The organism is Burkholderia sp. B10 (assembly GCF_004368385.1).
GTDB lineage: Bacteria > Pseudomonadota > Gammaproteobacteria > Burkholderiales > Burkholderiaceae > Burkholderia > Burkholderia vietnamiensis.
Map to the genome: position 1 here is coordinate 37,086 of NZ_PQMX01000001.1, position 21,225 is coordinate 58,310.

The following is a 21,225-nucleotide window of genomic DNA, read 5'->3' on the forward strand; positions in this document are numbered from 1 at the left end:
CCTTAGAATGCGCTCAGTTCGACGCTGGGCTGGCGCGCGTCGGCCTGCAGCGCGCGCTGTCCGAGCGTCAGGTTGCGGATGCGGACGCCCGGATCGGCCAGCACTTCGCCGACCACGGACGTCAGTTCGTCCGCAAGGCCGCGCACCAGCGCGTCGCTGAAGCGGCCGGCGTGATAGACGACGCTGATCGCGAGACCGTCCGCACGCGGCTCGGCGAGGAACCAGAAATCGGTGGCGGCTTCGCTGTCCGCGTGCTGCGGATCGTGATCCGGCAGCTCGGCGAGGCGCACCGGCCCCGCATAGCGATCGATCGCGCCGTCACGCTGGTTCTGCAGCGTCAGGCCGATGTCGAACAGCGGATTGCGTCCGGCGACGCGCTCGATGTGCAGCTCGTCGAGCAGGCGGTCGAGCGGATACAGCGGATGCGAGAACGCTTCGAGCGTGGTGTCGCGCACGCGGGTCAGCAGCGTGTCGAAGCGGTCGTCGCCGGCGACCCGATCGCGCAGCGCCAGCACGTTCAGGTACGGGCCGACCTGCGACTCGAGTTCGGGCAGCTCGCGTCCCGCGACCGGCGTACCGACGACGATGTCCTCCTGGCCGGAACGGCGGTAGAACAGCGCCTTGATGGCCGCCAGCAGCGCGATGAACAACGTCGCGCCGTGGCGCTTACCGAGCGCGTCGAGCGCCGCCGTCTCGGCGGCCGGCAGCGCGAAGCGCCAGGTTTTCCAGCTCGGCGCGGCCGGCTGCGCGACGTCGCCGGGCAGCGCCAGCGCGCGCAGGCCGGCCAGCTTGTTCAGCCAGTAGTCCTTCATGCGCGCGCCGTCCGGGCCGGCGAGCAGCCGGTTCAGCCAGCCGGCGTAATCCTTGTACTGGATCTGCAGCGGCGGCAGCGGGTTGTCGCGACGCTGCACGAATGCGTCGTAGAGCCTCGACAGATCGTCGAGCAGCACCTCCGTCGACCAGCCGTCGGTGACGATGTGATGCATCGTGCAGATGCACACGTGCCGCACTTCGGAGAGCCTGAGCAGCTTGACGCGGAACAGCGGGCCGGTGGCGAGATCCATCGGCGCGAGCCGCTCGCTCGCGTGGATCGACATCGCGCGCGCATCGCGGTCGGCCGCGTCCTGCAGATCCACGACCTCGACCGCGAACGGGGCTTCGTCGGGCGGCAGCACCTGTTGCACCGGCTGGGTGCCGGCCAGCACGAAGCGCGTGCGCAGGATCTCGTGACGCTCGCTCAACGCGCGGAACGCCCGCACGAGCGCGTCCACGTCGAGCACGCCTTCCAGCAGCAGCGACGTGGGCAGCGGCCCGCCGGCCTGACCGGCATTGAGGCGATCCTGGACCCAGAGCCGCGTCTGGGCCGGCGACAGTTCGTAGTGGGCCTGCGGCGGCAGCGGCGTCACCGGCGCGTAGTCGATCGGCTGCGTCGCGGCGATGCGCTTCGCGAGGCTCGCGATGGTGGGGTGCTCGAACAGGCTGCGCATCTCCAGCTTCGCGTGCAGATCGCGACGGATGCGCGCGACGACCTTGGTCGCCAGCAGCGAGTTACCGCCCAGCTCGAAGAAATTGGCGGTCGTGCCGATCCGTGCGTTGCCGAGCACCTCCTGCCAGATCGCCGCAAGCTGTGCTTCGAGCGCGTTGCCCGGCGCGACGTGAGCCACGCCGTCGGCCGGCTCGGGCAGGTGGGCGCGGTCGAGCTTGCCGTTGGGCAGCTGCGCGAACGCGGGCACGACGACGAACGCGGACGGCACCATGTATTCGGGCAGGCGCTGCCGCAGGTGCGTACGCACGGCGTCGATCACGTCGGCCTCGCGATGCGGCGAGCACAGCCACGCGACGAGTCGCGCGCCTTCGTCCACGCCGCGCAGCGCCACGACCGCGGCGTCGACCTGCGGGTGCGACGTCAGCACGGCCTCGATTTCGCCGGGCTCGATGCGCAGGCCGCGCAGCTTGATCTGATGATCGATGCGGCCGAGGAAGTCGATGTTGCCGTCGGCGCGGTAGCGCGCGAGGTCGCCGGTGCGGTAGAGGCGCGCGTGCGGGTCGTCTGAGAACGGGTCGGCGATGAACTTCTCGGCGCTCAGATTCGGCTCGTTGTAATAGCCACGGCCCACCGGCGTACCGCCGATCAGGAGCTCGCCGGGCACGCCGATCGGCGTCGGCTGCAGCTGTGCATCCACGATGTAGATGCGCGTGTTCGCGATCGGCCGGCCGATCGGCACGATGCGCTGCGGGTCGTCGCGCCGGCATTCCCACGCGGTCACGTCGACGGCGGCCTCGGTGGGGCCGTACAAGTTGTACAGCTTGACATCCAGACGCTCGAAGCAACGCTGTTGCAGGTCGTGGGGTAACGCCTCGCCGCTGCACACGATGCGGCGCAGCGAAGTGCAGTGCGCAGCGAGTTGCGGATGATCGAGGAACGCGCGCAGCATCGACGGCACGAAATGCAGCGTCGTGATCCGCTCGCGGTCGATCAGCTCGACGAGATAGTCGGTCTCACGCTGCCCGCCCGGGCGCGCGAACACGAGGCGCGCGCCGGTGACGAGCGGCCAGAAGAACTCCCACACCGACACGTCGAAGCTGAACGGGGTTTTCTGCAGTACGGCATCGTCGGCGTCGAGCGCGTACGCGTGCTGCATCCACAGAATGCGGTTGACGATCGCGCGATGGGTATTGAGCGCGCCCTTCGGCCGGCCGGTCGAACCGGACGTGTAGATCATATACGCGAGGTTGTCGTTGCTCAGGTCCAGCGCCGGGTTGGACGTGAGCGCGGCATCGAACTCGGAGGTATCGCGATCGACGACGATCGTGCGTGCGCCGGTATCGGGCAGCGCGGCGAGCAGATGCTGTTGCGTGAGCAGCCAGCGCAGCTGCGCGTGATCGATCATGAAGCGTACGCGCTCGGCCGGATAGTCGGGGTCGACCGGCACGTATGCGCCACCGGCCTTCAGGATCGCAAGCAGCGCGACGATCATGTCGAGCGAACGTTCCATCGCGACGCCCACGAGCGTATCGGGCGCGACGCCGAGCGCGATGAGCCGGTGCGCGAGGCGGTTGGCGCGCGCGTTGAGTTCGGCGTAGGTGAGGGCCGCACCGTCGTACACGGCGGCGACGGCATCGGGCGTGCGCTCGACCTGTTGCTCGAACAGCCGATGCAGCGGTTGCGCGGCCGCGTCGCCGAAGTCGGCGTCGGTGCGGTTCCATTCGACGGTCACCAGATTGCGCTCGGCGTCGCTCGTCAGCGGCAGCCGCGCAACCGCGGCCGACGCGTCGGCGGCCACAGCCGTCAGCAGCGTCTCGTAGATGCCGAGGAATCGCTGGGCCGTGCGCTCGTCGAACAGATCGGTGTTGTAGTCGCAATCGATCAGGAGCTCGTCGCCGGCGTCGAGCACGTTGACGTTCAGATCGAACGCGGTATAGCGGATCAGCGGCGCGACCAGGCCGACCGTCAGGCCCGGCAGTTCAGGCAGCGCCGACACGGGCTCCAGGTTGAATACCGCCGACACCAGCGGCGCGGCGTTCAGATCCCGCTGCGCGCCGATTTCGCGGACGAGTTCGGCGAACGGATAATCCTGGTGCTCGAGCGCATCGAGCAGGTTCTGGCGGGTGGCAGCCAGGAAGCTGGCGACCGACGCGCCGTCCGGCAGCGTCGAGCGCAGCGGCAGCAGATGCGTGCAGTAGCCGGCCACGCGCTCGCTGCCGGCCACCGAGCGGCCGGTCACCGGGATGCCCGTGACGATGTCCTGCTGACCGGCGACGCGGTGCAGGAACAGATTGAAGCCCGCGAGCAACACCATATAGAGCGTGCAGCCGTTCTGGCGCGCGACGGTGCGCAGCGCCGCGGCCGCCGCGGCGTCGAGGTGCAGCGACACGCGCGCGCCGTGAAACGTCTTCACGGCCGGCCGCGGATAGTCCGCGGGAAGGCTCAACGGCTCGACCGCGCGCGCGCATTGCGCGAGCCAGTAGTCGCGATTCGCCTTCGCTTCCGGGCTGTGACGCTGGGCGTCGAGCGTCTTCAGGTACTCGCGAAACTGCAGCGGCGCCGCGTCCGGCGCGGCCCCGGCATACGCGCGCGCCAGATCCTCGAGCAGCACGCCGAACGTCGAGCCGTCGCAGACGATGTGATGGGCCGTCATCACCAGCAGGTGATGGTCGTGGTCCATGCGCACCAGCGCGGCGCGAAAGAGCGGGCCGTTCACCAGGTCGAACGGCTGGCGGCTTTCCTGCTGGCGCCACGCGTCCTGATCGCGGTCGATCAGCGGCAGCGCCAGCGTCAGCGACGGATGCACGATCTGGCCCGAGCCGTCCGGCAGGATCGTGGTGCGCAGCGCCTCGTGCCGATCGACGAGGCTCTGGACGGCCGCGCGCATCGCGGCCTCGTCGAGGCGGCCCTTCAGTTCGAGCGTCGTGTTGACGTTGTACGCGAGCGAGCCCTCGGGATCGATCTCCGACAGCACCCACAGCTGGCGCTGCGCCTCGCTGAGCGCCGCGACCGTGCCGTGCTTCGAGTGCGGCCGGATGAAGCCGCCGCGCCGCAGGTCGGCCACGCTGTCCTTCACCGCGCCGATGAACCGCTCGATGTCGGCATCCGTATGCGCGGTCGACAGGAAGCAGGTGCGCCATTCCCAGATGTAGATGCCCTTTTCGAGCATGTGATAGAAGAACAGGTCGAGGTTCTCGGTGAATTCGAAGCGGAACATCGAGCCGAACCAGGTGACCTTGATCGGCGCCTCGGCTTCGACGAAGAAGGCGTTGAGCGTGTCGGCGATCTGCGCGGTCCGTTCGTTGAGCGCGGCCTGCAGCGCCGGGCCTTCCTGTTCGATCTTTTCCAGCACGGCCAGTGCGGCCGCCATCGCGAGCGGGTACTGGCAGAAGGTGCCGCCGAACGCGGTGCGGTCCGCGGCGGGGAACGAATGGTCGCCGTAGGTCCACATGCCGCCGTCGATCGCATCCATGAAGCGGGTGGAACCCGCGATGACGCCCAGCGGCAGGCCGCCGCCGATGATCTTGCCGTACGTCGCGAGGTCGGCCTTGATGCCGAACATCGCTTGCGAGCCGCCCGGATGAACGCGGAAGCCGGTGATCATTTCGTCGACGATCAGCGCGACGCCGGCTTCCTCGGTGATGCGGCGCAATTCCTTGAGGAACGCGACCGGCTGCAGCGACGGGTTGCGGCTCTGCACCGGCTCCACCATCACGGCGGCGAGCGTCGGCGCGAGGTTGCGAATGGCATCGAGCGCGGCGTCGCTGCCGTAGTCGAGCACGATCATGTTCTCGATCGAACCGAACGGCACGCCGGGCGCGATGGTTTCCGTCGCGCCTTCCGCGTTCGCCGCGGCGAGCGTGCCGTCGGCGTGGCCGTGATACGAGTGCGTGAACATCACGATCTTGTCGCGCCCGGTCACGGCGCGCGCGAGCCGCATGGCGGTCATGACGGCCTCGGTGCCGGTGTTCGAGAACGCGACGCGATCGAGGCCGGTGACGCGCGCGAAGCGCGCGGCGACTTCGCCGACGAGGCTCGAGCGAGCGCCCAGTTCGAGCGGGCGCTGCCATTCGCGCGTGACCTGCTGCTGGATGAACTCGGGCGAATGGCCGAACAGATGCACGCCGAAGCCCATCGTGAAGTCGATGTACTCGTTGCCGTCGATGTCCCACAGCCGCGAACCGGCCGCGCGATCGCCGACGATCGGATACAGCATCTCCTTGGTCGAAAAGCGGAAGCCGACCGTCGCGCGGCTGTCGGCCAGCACCGGGCGCGACGCCTGCACCGATTCCTTCGATTTGCGGGTGCGCGACGTGTAGCGCACGATCAGCGCTTCGAGATGCTCCTGCTGCGCCGCGGACAGGCCGCGCGCGCGCTGTTCGACCGGGCTGCCCCACGGCATCATCGGCTTGGGCTTGCGGTTGTCGGCCGCGGCGGGCGCGGCCGTGGTCGCGGCAGCGGGCGTCGCCGCGCGCGCGGCGGCCGGGGCCGCCATCGCGGCCTTGGCGGCGACGTTCGCGACGCTGGCGGCGTTCGTGGGACTGGCGGCGCCGCTTGCCGCGGCTTGCGGGGCCACCGCCGCGCCTGCCTGACCGTGCAGCGACGTGCGCAGCAGTTCCATCTGCTGGCTCATCAGCTGGGACAGCAACTGGTTCTGCTCGCGCAGCACGCGCTCGACCGTGGAGCCGCCTTCGGCCGCGACCCATTGCGCCGGGGCCGCTGCGACCGGCGCGCGCGCCGGCGCGGACGGTGCGAGCGCGACCGCCGCGGCGGCAGCAGCCGGCTCGGCCGCAGCCACGGCTACCGGCTCGGCCGGCGCGGCGACCGCCGGCAGGTTGTCCGCGACATACTCGGCGAGCGCCTCCATCGTCGCGAGGTCCTCGAAGAAGCGGCGCATTGCGAGCTTCACGCCGTACTGCTTTTCGATGTGGCGGATCGCCTCGATCAGGATGATCGAGTCGGCGCCCATCTCGAGGAACGGCACATCGATGTTGATGGTGGCCGGATCGGCCTGGATCAGCTCGCCGATCTTGCCGCGAAGCCAGTCGAGAACCTCGCCGCTACGATCGGGCGCCGGCGTGGCGGCGACGGGAGATGCACTTGTCTGTGTCATGGACGTTTCCGTTTTCTGGAACCAGGTACGGCTGCGTTGGAAGGGGTAGGACGGCAAGGCGACGCGCGCGGGCGCCGGTGTTTCGGTTGCGGCCCAGTCGATGTCGACGCCGCGCGCATACAGGCCCGCCAGGGTTTCGACCAGCGCCTGCTGCTCGGCCTGCGGCCGCTGCAGCGCAACGAAGTGGATTCCGGCGTCCGGTGCGCAGCACGCGCGGGCCAGGTTGACGAGCACCGGCTTGGGGCCGATTTCGACCAGCACGTTGAAGCCGGCTTCGGCGAGACGCTCGACGCTGCTCGCGAACTGCACCGGCTCGCGGCAGTGACGACGCCAGTACGTGTCGTCGGGCGCGTCGTCCATCACGGCGCCGGTGAGATTCGAATAGAACGGGATCGCCGGACGCGCGGCGCGCACGCCTTTCGCCGCGGCCTGGAAGCTGTCGAGCATCGGCTCGACCAGCGGCGAGTGGAACGCGTGCGACGTGTTGAGCAGCACGGAGCGGATGTCCTGCGCGGCGAACGCGTCGACGAGCATCGCGATGCGCTCGCGCCGGCCCGAGATCACGGTGCTCGCCGGACCGTTGACGGCGGCCACCGCGACCTCCTGCGGCCACGCGGCGATCGCGCGCTCGACCGTGCCGAGGTCGGCGAAGATGGCCGCCATCTCGCCATCGCGCGGCAACGCCTGCATCAGGCGTCCGCGCTCGGCGATCAGGCGCAGCCCGTCCTCCGGCGAGAAGACGCCGGCCGCGCAGGCCGCCGCGTACTCGCCGACGCTGTGGCCCATCACGGCGTCGGGCACCACGCCGAACGACCTGAGCAGCGTGGTGAGCGCGAACTGCAGCGAGAACAGGGCCGGCTGGCTGTAGCCGGTCTGGTGGATGTCGTCGCCGGGGGCGGACAGCACGTCGAGCAACGGCTTGTCGAGCAGCGGATCGGCCACCGCGCGGCAGCGGTCGATCGCGTCGCGGAACACCGGATACGCGTCGTACAGACGGCGGCCCATGCTCGCATATTGCGAGCCCTGGCCGGTGAACAGGAACGCCGTCTTCACGCGGGCCGCGCGCGGCGCGGCGGCGAACGGCTCCTGTTCGTGGAACGCACGCAGCTTGTCGATCGCGTCGTCGATCGACGTCACCGGCAGCGCGAGCCGGTGCGCGAAGTGCGAGCGGCCGGTCGCGGCCGAAAACGCCACGGCCGCGATGTCGAGGCCGCGCTCGGCTTCGAGCCGGCTCCGATAGCGCCCGGCGAGTTCGCGCAAGGCCGCGGGCGTCTTCGCCGACAGCACCAGCGGATGCACCTTGTGCTTCGACGGCGTCGCCGCGCGCGCCGGCGCGGGCGCCTCTTCCAGCACGAGATGCGCATTGGTGCCGCTCGCGCCGAACGCGCTGACGCCGGCCCGGCGAGGCCGCTCGCCGCGCGGCCACGCGCTCGCCTCGGCGCAGATCTCGAGCGGCAAAGCGTCCCACTGCACCAGCGGGCTCGGCTGGCGGAAATGCAGATGGGCGGGAAGGCGTTCGTGGTGCAGCGCCAGCACGACCTTGATGACCCCCGCGATGCCGGCGGCGGATTCGGCATGGCCGATGTTGGTCTTCACCGAACCGACGCGCAGGCGCGGGCGGCCGTCGCGGCCTTCCCCGAACACCGTCGCCAGCGCGTTCAGCTCGACGGGGTCGCCCAGCGGCGTGCCGGTGCCGTGCGCTTCCACGTAGTCGATCGACGCGGCGGGAAGGGCGCCGAGCGCCTGGCGGATCACGGCTTCCTGCGCGCGGCCGTTCGGCGCGGTGAAGCCGCTCGATGCGCCGTCGTGATTCACCGCCGATCCGCGCAGCACGGCCAGCACGCGGTCGCCCGCGGCGAGCGCATCGGACAGGCGCTTGAGCACCAGCGCGCCGCAGCCTTCGCTGCGCACGAAGCCGTCGGCTGCCGCATCGAAGGTCTTGCAGCGGCCGTCCGGCGCGAGCGCCCGCGTGCGCGACACGGCGATGGAATTGTCCGGCGACAGGATCAGGTTCACGCCGCCCGCGATCGCGAGATCGCATTCGCCGCTGCGCAGATTCTGGCTGGCCGTATGGATCGCGCTGAGCGACGACGAGCACGCCGTGTCGATCGCCATGCTCGGCCCTTGCAGGCCGAGGCCGTACGAGATGCGGCCGGCGGCCGTGTTCAGCGGATTGCCGGTGAAGAAATAGCCGTCGATGCCGCCGTGGCGCAGCTGCAGGTTCGCGTAATCGTTGGTGGTGATGCCGACGAACACGCCGGTGCGGCTGCCCTTCAGGCCGTCGACCGGAATGCCGGCATGCTCGAGCGCTTCGTGACTGACTTCGAGCAGCAAGCGCTGCTGCGGGTCCATCGCAGCCGCTTCGCGCGGCGTGATGCGGAAGAAGGCCGGATCGAACTGGTCGACGCCGTCGAGAAAGCCGCCGAAGCGGCAATACATGCGCCCCGGCGCTTCGGGATCGCGATCGTAGTACGCATCGACATCCCAGCGCTCGCGCGGCACCTCGGAGATCGCGTCCACGCCGTCGTTCAGCAGCCGCCAATAGGCGTCGAGATCGTGCGCCGCGCCCGGGAAGCGGCAACTCATGCCGACGATCGCGATCGGCTCCGGCGTGCCGGCCTCGCGGGCCGTGGCCGTCGGCGCGGCCGGTTGCGGGGCTGCAGGCTGCGTCGGTTCAGCGAGCGCGTCCGGCGTCACGCCGGGCGCTTGCTCCGTCAGGAAATCCGCCAGCGCGTTGATGGTCGGATGATCGAACAACAGCGCGACCGACAGCTTGACGCCCAGCGCGTTCTCGAGCTGCGTGCGCACGTCGAGCGCCATGAGCGAATCCATGCCCATCTCGAAGAAGCCGAGGTCGCGGTCCAGCGTCCCCGCGCCGTAGCCGAGCACGTCGGCCACCGCCTGCTCGATGCTGTCCGCGACCTGCCGCCTGCGCTCGCGCGGCGATACGTCGCCCGACGCCGGCAGCGCAGCTGCGCCCGTGGCACCCGACGGGCTCGACGGGCTCGCGCTGGTCCGCACGCGATCGAGGAACGGCCGCGGCCCACGCGCCTCGTACGAGCCCTGGAACCGTTCGAGGTCGATGTCGACGATCGCCGCCTGCGGCACGGCGGCCACGCGATCGAGCATGTGGAGCGCGCGGTCGGCCGCCAGCGAACGGATGCCGACCCGCCGCAGCAGCGCTTCCGCATCGGGGAACGTCATGCCGCCTTGCGCCCACGGCCCCCAGTTCACGGAGAGGGCCGGCAAGCCGAGGCCGCGGCGATGATGCGCGAGTGCGTCGAGGAACCGGTTGGCGGCACTGTAGTGCGCCTGCTCCCGCGAGCCCCAGGCGGATGCGATCGACGAGAACATGACGAAGAAATCGAGCGGGAAAGCCTCGCTGTGCCGATGCAGCAGCCACGCGCCGGCGACCTTCGGCTGCAGGACCGCGTCGAGTTCGTCGCGCCCGACCTGCAGGATCGGCTTGTAGCCGACGACGCCGGCCGCATGCACGATGCCCCGCAGCGGCACGCGGTCGCGCCGCAGTTCGGCGAAGAAGGCGTCGACCGCCGCCGGGTCGGCGATGTCGAGGCGCTCGCAGCGCACCGCCACGTCGCGCTCGCGCAGCTCGGCGAGCGCCTGCCGGCTCGCGTCGCTCGCCGCGCCTTGGCGGCCGGCCAGGATCAGCGTGCGCGCGCCGCGCGCCGCGAGCCACCGGGCCGTGTGCAGGCCGAGCGCGCCGAACCCGCCGGTGATCAGGTAGGTCGCGTCCGGCTCGACCCGCAGCGCGTCCGTTTCGGCCGGCACGAGCGGGCTCAGGCGCGCCACCAGGCGCGCGCCGTGCCGCAATGCGACCTGATCCTCGCGGCTCTCGACGAGCAGTTCGTCCAGCAGCGCGTCCGGTTCGTCGTCCGGCGCGGCCGGGTCGAGGTCGATCGCGGTGCCGAACCAGTCCGGCTGCTCGATCATCGCGCCGCGCGCGAGGCCCATCAGCGCGGCCTGGGCAACGCCCGTCACGCGCGGGGCGTCGCCCGCTTCCACGGCGTCGCGCGTGACCACCCGGATGCGCGGCCGCAGCGAAGCCGTCCAGTCGCGCTCGCCGCCGATCAGCGCATGCACGAGATGCAGCAACGCGGCGGACATGCGCGTCGCGCCGGGGGCTTCGTCCAGCCCCCATAGAAACACGATGTGCCGGGCGGGAACGGCGGCTTCATCCAGCAGGCGCACGAAATCGTCGGGGCGCTCCGGCGCGACCTGCCAGCCTGCCGCCGCGTTGCCGCCATAGTCGACGCCCGCGCGCACCAGCGCGCACGACGCGCCGCGCGCGCGCAGCAGCGCCGCCAGCCGCTCGCCCACGCCGGTTTCGTCCGCGAAGATCAGCCACGACGATCCGGGCAGGGCCGCGCGCGCAGTCGGTGCCGCGACGTGCTGCTCCCATGTGACGTGATAGAGCGACGGCGCGGCCGGGGCGACGGCTTCGTCGGCGGCGGGCGCGAACGCGGTGCGGACCAGCTCCGGAAACGCGTTCAGCACGTCGTCCGGGTACTTGCCGGACGCCTTCAGGTGCCGCACCGCCGCGTCGATGCTGCCGGCGTCCATGCCGACGACCGGCGACTGAATTTTCTCGAGGCTGAAGCGCTGCCGCTCGAACGGGTAGTTCGGCAGCATCGTGGCAGGCTGCGCAGCGACGGGGAACAGCGCCTGCCAGTCGAACTGCCCGCCGCGCACGTACAGCGCCGCGATTGCGCGCTCCAGCGCATCGCCCGCGCAGGGCGGCGGCAGCCAGCTGTCGGCGAGCCCCTCCGGCACGGGCGGCTCGGCGGCCTGCTCGGGCGCTTCGGCGAGCTGCAACCAGTACGCGGCGTGCGTCATCTCGTCGGCGACCTCGGCGCCGAGGCAGCCGGAGATCAGCCGCACCGTCGGCCGCGCGAGCCGTACGTCGTGCAGCACCGCGCGCATGGCGGCGGCATCCGCGCGGACGGCGAGCACACGCAGCGCGTCGGCGACGCTCAGGACGCCGGCCACACAGGCCGCGACATATTCGCCGACGCCGCGCCCCGCCACGACGGCCGGGCGGATGCCCCACGCCTGCCACAGCTGCGCCCACGCGAACGCTGCCGCGAAGCGGCCCGCATCGGTATCGAGCGCCGCGAGCGGCACCGCGCATTGCGCGAACGCGTCGCGGAACAGCGGCTCGGACGCGTGAAGCGCGCGCGCGGCGTCCGGGTCCGGCGCGCCGAACGCGATGCCCACGCGCAACGCCTTGCCGGTGCGCGACGCGCCGGCCGACGGCACGCGCACGCCGGCCACATAGGCCGCGCGATACGGATGGTGGCTTCGTCCGGTGGCGGCGGCGCGGCACACGGCGGCAAGCTCTTGCGGCGGCGCGTCGCGGAGCGCGCGCTCGTAGCGTTGCGCGAGCGCCGTGAGCGCCGCTTCGGAGCGGGCCGACAGCAGCAACAGCGCGCGCTGCGCCGCAGGCGACGGCGCGGCCGGCGGCTCCTCGACGACGGCGTGCGCGTTGGTGCCGCTGAATCCGAATGCGCTCACGCCGGCGACACGCCGGCGCTCCCCGCGCGGCCAGTCGAGCGGCTCGGCCGCGACGCGGACCGGAATCTCCTGCCACGGCGTATGCGGATTGGGTTGCCGGAAGTGCAGGTGCGCAGGAATCCGGCCGTGCTGGAACGACAGCAGCACCTTGATCAGCCCGGCCATGCCGGACGCCGATTCCAGATGCCCGATATTGGTCTTGACCGAACCGATCACGAGCGGCTCGTGCGCCGCACGCCCGGCGCCGTAGACGCGGGCCAGCGCGTCGACCTCGATCGGGTCGCCCAGCGACGTGCCGGTGCCGTGCGCTTCGACATAGCCGACCTCGGCCGGCGCGACACCGGCCTGGCTCAGCGCGCGGCGGATCACGCGTTCCTGCGAATCGCGGCTCGGCACGGTGAGGCCGCCGCCCGCGCCGCCCTGGTCGACCGCCGTGCCGCGCACGACGCCGAGCACGCGGTCGCCGTCGGCGAGCGCGTCGGCGAGGCGCTTGAGCACCACCATCCCGCAGCCTTCGCCGCGCACGTAGCCGTCCGCCGCCGCATCGAAGGTCTTGCAGCGGCCGTCCGGCGACAGCATCCGGGCTTGCGAGAAGCTGACCATCACCTCGGGCGACAGCATCAGGTTGACGCCGCCCGCCAGCGCCATGTCGGTTTCGCGCGCGCGCAGGCTTTCGCACGCGAGGTGCAGGCAGACGAGCGACGACGAGCACGCGGTGTCGATCGCCATGCTCGGCCCGGTGAGGCCCAGCACGAACGACAGCCGGCCGGCGGCCATGTTCAGCGCGCTGCCCGTGCCGGCGTAGCTGCTCGACGGCATCGCCGCGTTCGACACCTGGATCGCATGATCGAAGCAGGTGATGCCGACGTACACGCCGGTGGCCGATTGCCGGAAGCGCTCGGGCGGCAGATGCGCATTCTCGAGCGCTTCCCACGCGACTTCGAGCAGCAGCCGTTGCTGCGGATCGAGGTAGGTCGCTTCGCGCGGCGCGATCCCGAAGAACGCGGCGTCGAATTCGTCGACGCGCTCGAGAAAGGCCCCGTGCCGCGTTGCCATCTTGCCCGGCGTGGCCGGATCGGGGTGGTAATAGCGCTCGATGTCCCAGCGTTCGCCCGGCACCTCGGTGACGGCATCGCGCGCGCCGTCGAGCAATCGCCAGAACGCGTCCGGCGTGTCGCTGCTGCCGGGAAAGCGGCACGCCATGCCGATCACGGCGATCGGCTCGTTGCGGTCCGATCTCAGCGCCGCGATTTCCGCGCGCCGCAGGCGGAGTTCGTCGAGCGCGGCTTTGAGTGCTTGCGTGGCCTTGGCGTTCATTGGGCGCCGATCTCCTGGGCGATCAGTTCGGAAAGTTCGTCCTCGTCGAGCTCGTCGAGGTCGTCCGAGGCGGCGTCGCCGGCCGCCTCGGGAAGCGACGACGACAGCTCGTCGAGAATGAAGCGGGCGAGCGTCTGCAGGTTCGGATAGGAAAAGAACAGCGTCGCGCGCAACGGCTTGCCGAACGTCTTGGCGAGGCGGTCCGTCAGTTCGAGCGCGACCAGCGAATCCAGGCCGAGATCGAGCAGCGACTGCTCGGGCGCGATGGCGTCGGGGCCGGCGAGCCGCAGCGTCTCGGCCAGCATCTGCGCGAGCGTGTCGGTGACGAGCGCGAGCCGCTCGCGCGGCGCGCACGCCTGCAGCTCGCGCACCAGCGGCGTCTCCTGCTGCGCGGGCCGGGCGGCCGGTTGCGCCAGCTCGCTGAAGAGCGCCGACCCGGCGGCCGGCGCATCGACCCGGAACAGCGTTGGCCAGTCGATGTGCGCCACGCCGGACTGCGCAACGCCCGCGGCCATCAGCCGTTCCAGCGTCGCGACCGCGAGGTCCGGCGACAGCGTGCCGACGCCGAGCGCAGCCAGCTGTTCGTGCGCGCGCCGGCCGTAGTCGCTGGCCGCATGGCCGATGTCGGCCCACGGCCCCCAATTGACGCTGAGCGCCGGTTTCCCGTGCGCGCGCCGGTGCTGCGCCAGCGCGTCGAGGAAGCTGTTGGCCGCCGCGTAGTTGCCCTGGCCCGGCATGGTGAGCAGCGCGGCCATCGACGAGAACAGCACGAAATGGTCGAGCGGCAAGTCGGCCGTCAGCTCGTGCAGATACCACGCGCCGTCGGCCTTGCCGCTGCCGGCGCGGTGGAAGAAGTCGTCGTCCTGGCGCGTCAGCAGCGCATCGTCGAGCGCACCGGCGAGGTGGAACACGCCCTTGAGCGGCGGCATCGCGTGCGCGATTTCGGCGAGCGCTTGCACGACGTCGTCGCGATTCGCGAGATCGGCACGGATGAAGCGCGCGCCGAGCGTGCGCAGCATCTGCTCCGCTTCGGCCGACGGCGCGCTGCGGCCGAGCAGCACGACCTGACCGGCGCCGTTGTCGGCGAGCCACGACGCGAGCCGCAGGCCGAGCCCGCCGAGGCCGCCCGTCACCAGATAGGTCGCGTCGCGGTGGAACTGGACCGGCCGGTGGCTGACGAATTCGCGATTGTCGCGGGCGATGCGCGCGACGTGGCGCTGGCCGCGGCGAAACGCGATCATGTCTTCGCGGCCGGCGGCCCGGATCGCCTGCACGACATCGGCCGCCGACGGCTGCTCGGGATCGAGATCGACGAGCCCGCCCCACAGCGCCGCATGCTCGACCGCGATCGCCCGGCCCAGCCCCCACAGCGGCGCCTGCGCGAGCGCGGTCGCTTCGCCGTCCAGCACGTTCATCGCGCCGGACGTCACCAGCCACAGGCGCGGCTGCGGGCCGGCCGCCGCGCCCGACGCCAGCGCTCTGACCAGTTGCAGCACGCTCGCACTGGCACGCCGTCGCGCCGCGATGTCGGCGGGGGCGAGATCGAGGCTCCACAGATGAATCACGCCCTTGAGCGGACGGTCGAGCGCGGGCAGCGCCGGCGTCGCGTCGTCGAACTGCAGCGTGCAGGTATCGCCGGCGCTTTCGAGCAGGCTGGCCAGTTGCGCGCCGACGCCGCCGCGATCCGCGAATATCAGCCACTCGCCGGCGGGCGACGCGCCGAGGGGCGCGTCGGCGCTCGACGGTCTCCAGACGCGCTGATAAAGCAGCCCGGACAGGTCGTGACGCTCGGCGCCGCGCGCCGAGCGCACTTGCTGCAAGCGCAGCGCGTCGATCTCGATCAGCAGCCGTCCGGCGAGGTCGTGGATGCGGATATCGCCTTCGAGTACGCGCTGCCCGTCCGGCTTGCGCAGCGTCGCGTGGCTCCACGCATCGGTCGACGACGGCGGCTGGTGGACCCGCACCGCGCCGATCGAGCTGGGCAGGTACAGGTCGCCGGCCTCCAGCGCAGCCGGATCGACGGCGGCGGCGAGCACGCGGCTGCACGCGTCGAGAAAGGCCGGATGCACGTGGTACTGCGACGACGCCGGCGCGTCGCCAGGCAGGCTGATGCGGCCGAGCGCTTCGCCGGCCGTGCGCCAGATTTGCTGGATCGCGTTGAACGCGCCGTCGATCTGCACGCCGTGCTGGCCGATCTCGCCGTTGAAGTCGGCGCCCGACGTCGTCTCGGTGCAGCGGGCCTGCACCGCGGCGGCATCGAACTTCGTCGGCGCGACGCGGCGCGTCGGCACGCACATCTCGCGCAGCCGGCGCAGGTGCGGCAGATTGCCGAGGATCGCTTCGACCGGCGGCCCGAAATCGAGCAGGCACGCCACCTCGTCCACGCCGATCGATTCGAGTTCCCGCACGAGTTCGACGCAGGTATCGGGGGTGCCGATGAGCCCGCGCGATTGCGCGAAGCGTTCGTAGAGAAACTCGACGAACTCGTCCAGCTCGCGCGCGCCCATCGCGCGCACGTCCACCGACTGGCCGCGGCTCTGCGCCAGCCCGTTCAGCAGGCCGATATTGCTGCGGATGTAGTTGCAGAACGGCGCGCGCGCCTGCTCGCGCACGCGCGCCGCGTCGTCGCCGACGAACGTATGCAGCATCACCGACACGGTGCCGGCAGCAGGATCGAAGCCGTGCCGCGCGCGCGCGTCGCGGTACAGCGCGATCTTCTGCGCGAGCTGGTCGCGATCCTGATCGAGCACGTGCGTCAGCAGGTTGGCGCCGACTTCGCCGGCGCGCACGAAGGTCTGCGGATTGCTGGCCGCCGTGACCGAGACCGGCAGCTCCGGCTGCACCGGCGTCGGATAGATGCGCAGCTGCACCGGCTTGCCGACGCCGTTGGTCGCCTCCAGCGGCGCGCCGCGCCACAGCTTTCGGACGGCGTCGATCGTGGTCAGCATCTCGTCGTGCCGGGTCGCGTACTTGTCCGGCGCGAACACGAAGTCGTCCGGATTCCAGCCCGACGCGAACGACACGCCGACGCGGCCGTTCGACAGGTTGTCCACCATCGACCATTCTTCCGCGATCCGGATCGGGTTGTGCAGCGCCGCTACCACGCTGCCCGCGATCAGCGTCACGCGTTGGGTGAGGGCGGCCAGCGCCGCATGCAGCACGGCCGGATTCGGGTACAGCGAGCCGAATTCGGTGAAGTGGCGCTCCGGCACCCAGACGCTGGAGAAGCCGTTCGCATCGGCGAAGCGCGCGCTCTCCATGACCAGTTGGTACTTGTTGCCGGACAGCGCCTCTTCACTGCTCGCGAAGAACATCAGGCCGAATTTCATGCGTGGCTCCGCTCGGATTCGTGTATTTCGGCACTCGCGCACATTTGCCATGCGGCGGCGCCGCTCGTGTCGTCGATCCGGTGATAGACGGCGAACGAAAACGGTCCCCAGGACCGCCGGCTCAGCACGGTCTGCACGGTGTGCGATCGATGCGCATGCAACGGTAACGGCGCGTGCAGCGCGAGATCCTTCAACGTCGTATGGCCGGCCGCGCCGATTTCCGACGTCGCGGCCAGCGCCATTTCCACATATGCGGAGTAGGGCAGCACCGGCGAACCCTTGACGCGATGACCGTCGAGAAACGTGGCGGCCGGCGCGTCGAGACGCGACTGCCAGATCCACGTGGCCGGCGCATGCGCGTGCTGCTCGAGACGACGCCCGAGCAGCGGATGGCGTGGCGCGTCGGGACCGATCCAGAAGGCGCGGCGCTCGAACGGATAGGTGGGCAGGGCGAGGCGGCGACGCGGCGCGTGTTGCGCGACGGCATCCCAGTCGAGCGACGCGCCGCGCACGTAGAGCTCGGCGAGCGTGCGCAGGATCGTGTCCCACGCGGCCGCCTGCGCGCCGATCTCGATCTCGATCGAGTTGCCGGTGTCGGCCGCCTTGGCGCCGTCGGACAGCGGCGGCACGCCGGTCAGCGATGCTGCCGCGCGATGCCCGTCGCCCGTGCTGCTGACCGCCGTCGGCGTGACGCCGAACGACATCCACAGTTGCGCGAGCGCGCACTGGAACGCAGTGAACGGCGTTGCGTCGGCTGCGTCCGCGTTCCGCTGCATCAGCGCGTCGAAGGCCGGGCTCGCGGCGCGCAGGTGGCGCATGGCATCGGCGCTGCCGCCGTCGTCGGCGGCAAAGTGGAACCTCACCGCGGGCGGCTGCTCGGCCGGCGCGCCGGCCACGACGGCATCCAGTTGCGCACGCAACCCGGCGACGCTCGACGCGACGAGCGCCGCCCGCCGCGCGAAGTGCGTGCGTCCGGTGTTCGCGGTGAACGCGACGTCCTGCACCCGCGCGTCGGGATGGGCGTCGAGATAGGCCGCATACGCTGCCGCCAGCGTCTGCAACGCTTCCGGCGTGCGCGCGGAGAGCGTCACGACGCACGATGCGCTCGCAGTCGCCTCCGCTTCCGGGCGCGCGTCCTGCGGTGCTTCCGACAGAATCACGTGCGCATTGGTGCCGCCGAAGCCGAACGAGCTCACGCCGGCCATGCGCGTGCCGTGCTCGGCCTGCCACGGCGTGACCTGCTGCGGAATGCGGAACGGCGTGCCGTCGATGGCGATCTGCGGATTGATCGACCGGAAATGGAGGTTCGGCGGAATCGCGCGATGGTGTAGCACGAGGGCCGTCTTGATCAGGCTGGCGATCCCGGCTGCGGACTCCAGATGCCCGATATTGGTCTTGACCGAACCGATCCAGCAATGCGCGTCCGGTGCGCGCGATTCACCGAGCACGGCCGCGAGCGCGTTCAACTCGATCGGGTCGCCGAGCGGCGTCCCCGTTCCGTGCGCCTCGACGAAGCCGATGTCCTGCGCTGGCACGCCCGCATCGCGCAGCGCGTCGACGATCACGGCCTGCTGCGCCGGGCCGTTGGGCGCGGTCAAGCCGTTGCTGCGCCCGTCCTGGTTCACCGCCGAGCCGCGGATCACCGCGAATACGGTGTCGCCGTTCGCGAGCGCATCGTCGAGACGCTTGAGCAGCACCATGCCCACGCCTTCGCCGCGCACGTAACCGTTGGCGGCCGCATCGAAAGCCTTGCAACGGCCGTCCGGCGACAGCATGCCGGCCTGCGTGAACGACGCGCTCAGTTGCGGCGCCAGAATCAGGTTGACGCCGCCGGCCAGCGCCGCGTCGGACTCGCCGCGCTGCAGCGTGCGGCACGCGTGATGAACCGCGACGAGCGACGACGAACACGCGGTATCGACCGCCCAGCTCGGGCCGCGCAGATCGAGCGTGTACGAGATGCGGTTAGCGGCGACGCCGAGCGCATTGCCGGTCGCGACATAAGGGCCGATATCGGCCGCTTCCTGCTGCGCCAGTCGGACGTAGTCGGCATTGCTGATGCCCACGACGACCGCGGTGCGTGCGCCGGCGAGACTGCGCGGTGCGATCCCCGCATGTTCGAGCGTCTCCCATGCGACCTCGAGCAGCAGACGCTGTTGCGGATCCATCGACTCGGCCTCGCGGGCACTGATGCCGAAGAACGCCGCGTCGAAGCGGTCGACGTCGTCCAGCAGCCCCGTGGGCGGCAGCGCGCCGGCGCGCCGGGTGGACGCGCCGATCGCGTCGCGGCCGTCGAGCAGCAGTTGCCAGAATTCGTCGGGGCCGTTCGCGCCGGGGAATCGGCATCCGATGCCGACGATCGCGATGTCCGCATGTGCACTGGACGGTGCGGCCGCGGCGCGGGCCGGCGCGACCTTGTCGGCGCCGCACAGATGGCGCGCAAGCAGCGCAATGCTCGGAAAATCGTAGACGACGGTAGGCGAAACCGGAATCCCGAGCCAGTCCTGCAACTCGCCCGACAGCATGATCGCGTCCCGCGAATCGAGGCCGTAGATGCTGAACGGCTGGTCGGGGTCGATGGCGGCCGGGTCGATTCCCGACAGATGCGCGACACGCTCGACGCACCATTGCACGAGCGCTTGCGTATCGCGCGATGGGGCCTCGGACGGTGCGTGCGCCGCCGGCAGCGGGCGGCGCCACTCGCCCGCGATCGCGAGCCCCTGACCGTCGACGAACGCCTGCCGGATGCGGCTGCGCTGGATCTTTCCGCTCGACGTGCGCAGGATCGTCGCGGGCTTCAACAGCACAGCCGCGTACAGATCGACGTCATGCTGTTCCGCGAGCGTGCGCCGGATCTCCGCAGCGACGGCTTCGGCATTCAGCGTGTTGAGCGCTTCGCGGCGCACTTCACAGGCGACGACGATCCGCTCGGTTCCGTCGACGGTGATCGAGAAGGCCGCCGATGCGTTCGGCGCCAGTGCGGCGTGCGCGCCCTCGGCGGTATGCTCGAGATCCTGCGGGTAGTGATTGCGACCCGCGACGATGATGAGGTCTTTCAGGCGGCCGGTGACGAACAGGTGCTCGCCGTCGACGAAGCCCAGATCGCCGGTGCGCAGGTAATGCGCGGCATCGCCGTCGAGCGTCGCGCGAAAGGTGCGCGCCGTCTCGTCGTCGCGCTTCCAGTAGCCCGCGCCGACGCTCGGGCCGGTCAACCAGATTTCGCCGATCCGGCCGGGCGGGCACCGCTCGCCGGTATCCGGATTGACGATCTGCACGCGATGCCCGGCCCACGGCCGCCCGCATGACACCAGCGCGTGGTGCTTGCCGTGCGCGTGCCTCGTCGCGACGCCGCGGGCGAGATCGTCGGCGTCGTAGTCCGCCACCAGCGGCGGCGAATGCGCCGGCTGCCCCGAGATGAACAAGGTCGCCTCGGCCATCCCGTAGACGGGGCGCATGGTGTGCGCGTGAAACCCGCACGCGGCGAACGCGCGCGAAAAACGCGCGACCGACTCCGCGCGCACCGGCTCGGCGCCGTTGAATGCCACCTTCCAGCTGCCGAGATCGAGCTGCGCGCGCGCGTCATCCGAGACCTTGCGTGCGCACAGGTCGTAGGCGAAGTCGGGCGCGGCGCAATGCGTGGCGCGATACTTCGTGATCGCCTGAAGCCAGCGGACGGGCCGCTGCACGAAGGCCGCGGGCGCCATCAGCACCGACAGCACACCGAGATGGATCGGCAGCAGTACCTTGCCGAAGAAGCCCATGTCGTGAAACACCGGGAGCCAGCTGACGAACACCGTCGACGCATCGGCATCGCTCGCCTCGGCGATGACGGCCATATTGCTCAGGATGTTTGCATGACTGATCATCACGCCTTTCGGCGTGCCGGTCGAACCGGACGTGTATTGCAGAAGCGCCAGTGTCTGCGGCGTGATGTCCGGCGCACGCCATTGCTCGGCCGGCGCATCGAAGTGCTGGTCCGTCGCGAGGACATACAGTTCCAGCGTGTCGGAATAGCCGTCGGCGCGATCCGTCAGACCGTCGAGCGTGGCCGCATCGGTGAGCGCGACGACGGGCGTCGCGTCGGCGACAATGGCCTTCAGACGGTCGGCCGGCCGATGGCGGCGCGGCGCATAGGCCGGCACGCCGATCAGGCCGGCGTACAGGCATCCCACCCACGCGCAGATGAATTCGAGCCCGGGCGGGTAGACCAGCAGCACGCGCTCGCCGGGTTGCGCGAGGCGCTGCAGCCTCGCGGCGACACCGCGAGCCCGCCTGTCCAGATCGCCGAACGTGAGCCGAGCCTGTTCCGTTTCGCCGTTCTCGAGAAAAATGAAAGCCGTCTTCTCGGGTTGGGTCGCGCCGCGAAACGCTATTACTTCAGTAACAGTCCTGAATTTTGTATCGGGATTCATACTCGATCTTCATTGTCCGCTGAACGTTCAAACCCTCTG

The 21,225-nt window shown here is 70.6% G+C and carries 3 protein-coding genes; all 3 read right to left on the reverse strand.

Annotation, left to right across the window (positions count from 1 at the left end; translation table 11 throughout):
• Positions 1 to 2: 2 nt before the first annotated feature.
• From C3Y15_RS00085 to C3Y15_RS00095, 3 genes are read right to left on the reverse strand one after another with little or no spacing between them, the layout of a single operon-like run.
• Positions 3 to 13,448, reverse strand: a complete 13,446-nt coding sequence (locus C3Y15_RS00085; protein ID WP_124259709.1) for a non-ribosomal peptide synthetase/type I polyketide synthase — start codon at positions 13,446 to 13,448, stop codon at positions 3 to 5.
• The gene (locus tag C3Y15_RS00090; RefSeq protein WP_124259708.1) at positions 13,445 to 16,777 is read right to left on the reverse strand and encodes a type I polyketide synthase; all 3,333 of its coding nucleotides are present in this window, start codon (positions 16,775 to 16,777) and stop codon (positions 13,445 to 13,447) included. Before C3Y15_RS00090 ends, C3Y15_RS00085 begins: the two co-directional genes overlap by 4 nt.
• Positions 16,774 to 21,186 (reverse strand): beta-ketoacyl synthase N-terminal-like domain-containing protein, encoded by a 4,413-nt coding sequence (locus C3Y15_RS00095; RefSeq protein WP_124259707.1) that lies wholly within the window; start codon positions 21,184 to 21,186, stop codon positions 16,774 to 16,776. Before C3Y15_RS00095 ends, C3Y15_RS00090 begins: the two co-directional genes overlap by 4 nt.
• Positions 21,187 to 21,225 lie beyond the last annotated feature (39 nt).